Annotated in this window: 6 protein-coding genes; 4 read left to right on the forward strand and 2 right to left on the reverse strand. The window is 58.4% G+C overall.

The features are described from left to right. Positions 1-51 precede the first annotated feature (51 nt). Positions 52-870 carry a hypothetical protein gene (locus PU724_RS27840; RefSeq protein WP_426213697.1) on the forward strand — a complete coding sequence of 273 codons (819 nt, stop codon included), beginning with the start codon at positions 52-54 and terminating at the stop codon, positions 868-870. Positions 871-1,229: 359 nt separating this feature from the next. On the opposite strand, the gene PU724_RS27845 is transcribed toward PU724_RS27840, so the two are convergent. Further along, complete coding sequence (locus tag PU724_RS27845) at positions 1,230-1,907, reverse strand: hypothetical protein (protein WP_354424775.1); 678 nt, start codon at positions 1,905-1,907, stop codon at positions 1,230-1,232. Between the two features lie 227 nt (positions 1,908-2,134). On the opposite strand from PU724_RS27845, the gene PU724_RS27850 reads away from it, so the two are divergent. Both PU724_RS27850 and PU724_RS27855 read left to right on the forward strand, forming a co-directional pair. Beyond that, on the forward strand, positions 2,135-3,367 hold the full coding sequence (locus tag PU724_RS27850) for a hypothetical protein (RefSeq protein WP_354424777.1): 1,233 nt from the start codon (positions 2,135-2,137) through the stop codon (positions 3,365-3,367). A gap of 223 nt (positions 3,368-3,590) precedes the next feature. Then, positions 3,591-4,517, forward strand: a complete 927-nt coding sequence (locus tag PU724_RS27855) for an HNH endonuclease (protein ID WP_354424779.1) — start codon at positions 3,591-3,593, stop codon at positions 4,515-4,517. A 14-nt stretch (positions 4,518-4,531) separates the two neighbouring features. On the opposite strand, the gene PU724_RS27860 is transcribed toward PU724_RS27855, so the two are convergent. After that, positions 4,532-5,551 carry a hypothetical protein gene (locus PU724_RS27860; protein ID WP_354424781.1) on the reverse strand — a complete coding sequence of 340 codons (1,020 nt, stop codon included), beginning with the start codon at positions 5,549-5,551 and terminating at the stop codon, positions 4,532-4,534. Between the two features lie 824 nt (positions 5,552-6,375). On the opposite strand from PU724_RS27860, the gene PU724_RS27865 reads away from it, so the two are divergent. Continuing rightward, the coding region (locus PU724_RS27865) for a hypothetical protein (protein WP_426213698.1) at positions 6,376-6,601 on the forward strand (226 nt) is incomplete at its 3' end.

Here is a 6,601-nt window from a genome sequence, read left to right on the forward strand (position 1 = left end):
AGGAAGGTCGCCAATTTCGTGCCACAATGAGGGATTGATTTGCCGTCTCTGGTGATCGACAGCAGTATGCTGCAATCGCAGGAATTGCGATCCTTCCTTCAAGCGAGTCCACGCAACTTCGCGGTGCTCGCCGACTACGCCTGGTTCGAGATCTACAAGCAACAGTCGCTGGAAGCCGTCAAGCGCGGCTTGTCCGTTGTAGGCGACTTCCCCGATCAACTGATCCTGCTGCGGGCCAATGGGGAGATAGTTTGGCTCGACCCGACGGAGCCGGACTTGCTTGAGCGTATGCAGTTCAAGGAAACAGCCGACAGCATTCGTGAGATGGCCGCCATAACCAGAAGCGCCGCAATTGATGATGCGGCCATCTTGGAGCAACTACATGGCCATTGGTGCTTTGCGAGGGGTCTGCTTCCGAAACTGATCGAAGGTGCGATCGAGATAGCGGCGTCTCTGCCCGAAATGGAGGCGCAAATGTTCACCAAGGCCGAAATCCAAATCATCAGGACGAGCAGCCGATATCCGGGCGCGATGATGGACACCATTTACGGCTCCGCCGTGCAGATATGGGAGCACCTCGCGCACGCCAACGGCCTGCCGTGGCAGAACCTCGGGGACAATCGCGTCGCTCGGTCCTATCTCTTTCGATACGCGCTTGGGCTTGTCATTCATTTGCTTTGGTGGATCAGCAGAGGCAGTCAGCCGATCAGGCGGATGGACAGGATGCGCAACGACATCGTCGACCTGAGCTTCTGCGTCTATGCCTCTTACTTCGACGGCTTCATGACCGCCGATGAGAAAGCGCGTTGGATCCATGTAAACTTGGTTGCTGCCTTGGAAGCCATGTCGCGTATGGATGGCGCCGCGTGAGGGAATGCGTTGGTTCGTTTCAGCAGGCAGTAGGACCGACGCGTCTTTTGCGTCCAGCAATGTCCTTGGTCGGCTGGTAGCCTGGAACCTGGCGGCGTCAACCTAACCATGCTAACTTATGGAAATGTCGGTACGATTCCAAAGCGGGCGCGCCTACATGCAGGATTCCAACGATTCCTGCATGGCCAGCCTACCCGCCACTCTCTACGTTAGGTCCGTGGAACTAACAGGAGAAGGCAAATGACCCTCACTGGCATTGGGCCGGTCTCGTACGCGAGGCAGCCCTTGGTCTTTCACCAGAGTCGCTAACGCGGCCAACGCATTCCCGGAAAGGGCGCCTGAAGGCGCCCTTTCTCATTCTACAGAACCGGATCAGGAATCACTATCCTGAACGGCTTCGGCCGCCACTTCTCGAGATCCGGCGCTGTCCCGTGATAGTGTTTGGCATTGCCAGCCCCGTAGACGTACCCCGCCTTCTTCGCCTGCTCGACCACGCGCCAGCCCCAGGCCTTGAGGCTCCTCTGCGACGAAAAGAGCGGGTTGAGGTAGTTCAGGTGGTTGCTTACCGACGAGGGGGTCCCGGCGGCACGTGCGGCGAGCCAGCGATCGACCTCGAGGGCGACCTTCCGCTTGATGTGGGTGGCAGGCATCTTCTCGAGCGTGCCATAGGCGTGCTTGAGGTTGGAGTTGATGCCCGAGAACTGCCACGGCGCGTTCCCAACAGCCCCGACGGTCGAGCCCCATTTGCCGGAAGCCACACGGTTCAAGATCGTGTCGACGACACCGTGCGTCTGGTTGGTGAAGGCGACGCCCTTCAAGGAGGCCACGACTTCCGTCGAGGCGATCTTCTTCAGGTTGAGCACGTCGGTCTCGGTCAGATCGACCGTGTTCGTCGTCGTCTGCCCGACCGGGCCGTTGTCGGTCGGCGCATTGTCGATGAGGACCAGAGGCCCGACGACGGCCGCCGGAACCAACGGCAACATCATGCCGTACAGGAAGGAACGGCGGTCGATCGTCTTGGAAGTAAAGTTGCCCATCTTTAGTCTCCGGTCGAAGACCTATCTTCGATGAGCGGAAACTAAGCTTGCATGAATCAGATTTCATTGCAGCTAATACTATGTAAACGCATGAAGGTATTGAGAAAATATGACAGGCGTCTTCGATATAAATCTTGCATGAAACAGCGATAATACTCATGCATGCAGGAAGCTTGGATTTCCTGCGGCGCGCGGTATCGTGTGACCTGATATGAAGGAGGATGCCCTTGCCGAAGAACCAATCGTCTGTATGGACCGGCGTCACAATGACCCCCGGCCATGCGAAGGCCGCGATGCGGATCCAACTGTTCGAAAGGTTTCCTCCCGACGCGCCCGACTGGGAGGCGGATTCCGAGAGGACGTCCTGGCTCCCGCGCGTTGAGGTCTACGAGGCGATCAATAGCGTCTACAAGCCAAAAATGGGAAGAAGCGTGCAGCCCGCCAACGTGGACCGGATATTCACGAACGAATACGGGCTGGTGGGGGTGCAGAAGGGGACCTCGCCGACGATCGCCGCGGTCATGGACCTCGTTGAGCAAAGATTCGCGGCGCCTACGAGTACGGCCACGGCACTCTCTCTCGATGGCATGGATGTGGTCGCCCATTACAAAGTCCCTGAGAACGAATCCCCGCTTCGGAATTTCACTGACACCTATGCCGGCTTGATCGCTCTGCTGAGAGACGCGGCCCAGCCGTCAATCGACGCGCTCGCGCTGATTTGCCAATATGACGGATGGGTCGCCCATCTCACGGCATGGGGTGAAACCGCCCAGGACGGCGTGGCCACGCCCGTCGATAAGAACGCGCTCGTCCAGGCCATAAAGAACGCTTCGCGATCAAGCTATAGGCTGCGCCACGAGCTAGGAGGCGTCGACCAAGAAGGCGGTGAAGCCGACGAGGAGAGCGAGAGCGGCGATGTCGAAGAAGTGGAGAGAGAAGAGGTGCCTCGCGCGAAATCGCCGCTTTTCAGTCTGTCTTCCTTTCAAACCCTCAGCAACGAACTCCAGCTCGAATGCTTGCGCTCGACCATCGATCAGTCGCATCTGGCCAGCATGAAAAGAAAGATGCAAAAGGAACTATATTTTGACCGGGCTAAACGATTCAGCGAACTGTTTCCTTGGCGTGTGACCGAGATGATGCATGCGCTGCGCGCAGCTTGCGTTGCGGGCAATGAAGAAGACCGGGCCGAATTCGGCGTCCGCCTCGTTAAGGCGATGAGCCGGGTGCTGGACATCGAAGCGCGCGCCGAGAAATACACCAAGGAAGATCCCCCTCCGCCGGCGCCGCGTAAGGAGATCCTGGAGTTGCGAAACCGTCTGTTTGCGGGAGATCCCAGCCCTCACACCCTCCCCGATTTCAAGAGCTACATCGACACGGAGCACGAGAAGGTTTTGGCCAAAGCGCTCGCCGACAAGAACTTGGGTTCGGCAACTGCAGCCGTGGCCTTGACGAATCCTTGAAGGACAGACGCGGAGATCAGGATTTTGGGCTCGCGCCGAGGTGTCGGTCTATGCGCCGTGATCGGTCGCTCTGCGCTGCGCCGTGAGACTCGATCCGCGAACAGACGAGGTGCTCACCGAGATTGGCCTCGTCAGCGTAACAGAAGTTGCAACGAGGATTCTTGACCCTCTATTTGCTCTCGTCGCGCCCGGCGGGGCAACAAGCCAACGGTCAATCGGAGAGATGACGACTTTCCTGCTGAAAGCGAATTGCGAGTTGCATTTCAACGGGGCTGAACCGCGGCCAACCGATGCTTCTCAATGGGAAGGAGCAACCGTATCGGTCTTGCCCCCTGGCAAGCCAGGGGGCGGACCCGGCCAGGAAATCGTCCCCGGTGACCTGCTGGTCATTTGGACCCACGAAGATCCGGAGTACGGAAAGGGGCGAGGCCTGACGGCCACGGCGACGGTCGACCTCGTTACGGATCGTGGAGAAACCCTGGATGTGGTTTTGACGGACGTGGAACTGGTACGGCCTCATGTTCGGCTGAATGACCAGCCGCCTGGTCCAAGCGGAAGCTCCCTCCTGGATTTCCTGAAAGGCAACCGCCACAGACGGACCATCGAGGTCAGCGACGAAGACATCTCGCAGTTCTGGAAGGCAATTGGGGAGACAGAGCGCCAAAGACAGGCGCGAATTGCAGCTTATGCGCGATCGATGCCGACAACCGCCGAAGAGGATGCTCTCAAGGTCGATGCCGAGCGAATTGCCGAAGGGTTCGAAAGGCGGTTTGCCACTGTCGAAACGCGTCCTCAGCAAGCGGCTTTCAGGCTCGCCCTTGTTCGTCTGTACGGAGCAAGATGTCTAGTGAGTGGAAATCGGGTGGAAGCTGTCATAGAGGCAGCCCACATCGTTCCATTTTCAGAGGGCATCGAGTTTCGAAATGACATTGGTAACGGGCTGCTTCTTCGAGCCGACATACACGCTCTTTTTGACAAGGCGCTGATTTCCATCCGTCCGGTAGACGGCAGATTGGCCATCGCGTCACCCCTGCGGGGCACGTCTTACGAAAATCTTGAGGGACGACTAGTGCGGCACAAGGCCAAGGGGGAGTTCTTGGCCAGGCAGTACGAGGAGTTCGCCCGTCGTTATCCGCCGCGAGAATCGTAGGTCGGCCTAGCGAGCTAAAGAGTATGATGACCCAGAACGACAGTTTTCGGGTCGTCGACGCTGTAGACTGGGAACGCGCTCTTGAGTCTCGCAAGGTGGCTGCTCCAGGTTGATACCTGCCGCTCGAATTTTCCCGCCTCTAACTCGGCTGGGAATATCAGCAGCCTCGGCATCGGATCGACAACAGGAATTTCGCCTCCCGCCGCAATTCGGGACACAAGGTTGCCAAGCTGCGGGAGTGCTGTTTCTCTCCGAAGCCCCACAGCCATTTGATGGATGGTCTCCAGAAGCTTGCAAGTCTCGACATAGGCTGCGGAAGCCGCGTCCCGGTAGGCAGGGCGGCTGAGGTATTTGTTGTAAACCTGCAGCTGCCGGATGACCTCTGGATTGCTCCTGCTGCGCAGCCTGCCGTCGCCCAGAGTTTTCGCCTCCCAGAAAACAATGTCGATGCGTTCGGCAGGGCCATCCTCCAATGCTATTATATCCATGCGTGGAGCGTATTTGCCTGTCCGTTCCGGGGTGCCGGCGTCCGTCGACTGTTCCGGCCACCAAGGAATTCCCATCTCGAGATCTATAACGCCGTCGTTTGCCGAGACGACGCACTCCACGCCGGACTTTTCGTAACCGGAATATTTGTCCGCGCGCTCGATCCAGGCCGCTATGGTTTGAAGTCCTTGATACGGGACTTCGCTATCGTTTCCCGACCTATAGCGGACGGTCTCGTCGGATAGGGTCATGTACGCTTGGCCGGGCACGTCGTCAAAAACGTACTTGTGGTGCACCTCCAGCCTGGGCCGTGCCATCCTGTCTAGGGACACCCTGGCGACGGACTGTCCGCAATGATAGAAGTTGAGGTATTCGTCGCGGACCGCCAGTCGCAGTTGTCGTTCCCCCTCCAGCGGCGCTCCGGACGGCGCCCAGGATCGCAGAAGGTCCTGCCACCAATGCCCTTCCGGCCGCATCGTCAAAGCCCACAAGGATTCGATCTTCTTCTCGCTCAAACCTCGCACAAGTACGCCCGGACCCTTTGCCATCAATCCTCCTGCCAAACACCATCTTCGGTAAGTGCGACGTTCTGGAACAGCTCCTTGAAGCGCTCCAGAAAGAAAGTATACACCGGCACAAGTCTCGCTGCATTCGCGCGGACCGCTTCAGCTCATAGATGTCTGCTGCCCTGGCGTGTGTGCTACAAAACAGCGCTTCGCCGTCGATCCCCGCGTCATCGACAGAGTCGTCGAAGCAAAGCGGGCAGACACACCCATGCGCTTCGCCAGAACCAGGACCGCGCCCGATACGAGATTCTCCATGTTCACTTTTTGTGCTCCGAAAGTCGCATAAAAGGCAGTCTGGTATGGCGTCTGGAATTATCTGTCGTGGTGAGGAGCAAGCGTCCAGAATTATCTGTCGTTGGCCGGACTGCTAAGCGGATGATATCCCGCCGCTTTCGCCCGAAAAGGTTACCAATGCCCTGCGGACAAGAGGTTACCAATGTGCCCCAACGACAATCAATTCCCGACTGGCCTTAAGGAGATGTTTTGATTGAGCTTATTTCGGCCCCGATTGGGAACCTAAGGCCACCAAACACGCGCATTGGTAACCCCCAGCGACAGGTTTGGTAACCCTCATCGACCAAGGTCCCGCTCTGCGCTGCCCCCACACTCGCGTTGTGACAGAAGGCGTCAGCATCTCAGCGTGGGCACGTGCGCAGGCTTCAACGTCCTGACTTAATTCCGGACAGCGACAGATAATTCTGGACTGCACACTTGTGTGCACAGCGGTGGCGGACGCGGCGTTATGACTCGGGTGTATCGGGTTGGGGTGGGTGGCGGTTTGGCGGGCGGCGTGATTCCATCAGGCCATGTCGGAGTCTCCCGATTCTCGAACGCTGACCCCTGCGGGGCTGCTCGACATGATCGTGCAGTTGCGGGTGGAGGTCGCCGGGCTTCGCGCCGAGAATGCGGCTCTGAAGGATGAGATACGGCGTCTGAAAGGTCTGAAGCCACGCCCGACGCTGAGGCCGGGCGGGATGGAGCAGTCGTCCAAGCGGAGCTCGCCTGCTGCAACGGGTCCGAAGCGGCGTGGCT

Origin of the sequence: Mesorhizobium abyssinicae (assembly GCF_049887195.1) — a bacterium.
Lineage (GTDB): Bacteria > Pseudomonadota > Alphaproteobacteria > Rhizobiales > Rhizobiaceae > Mesorhizobium > Mesorhizobium abyssinicae.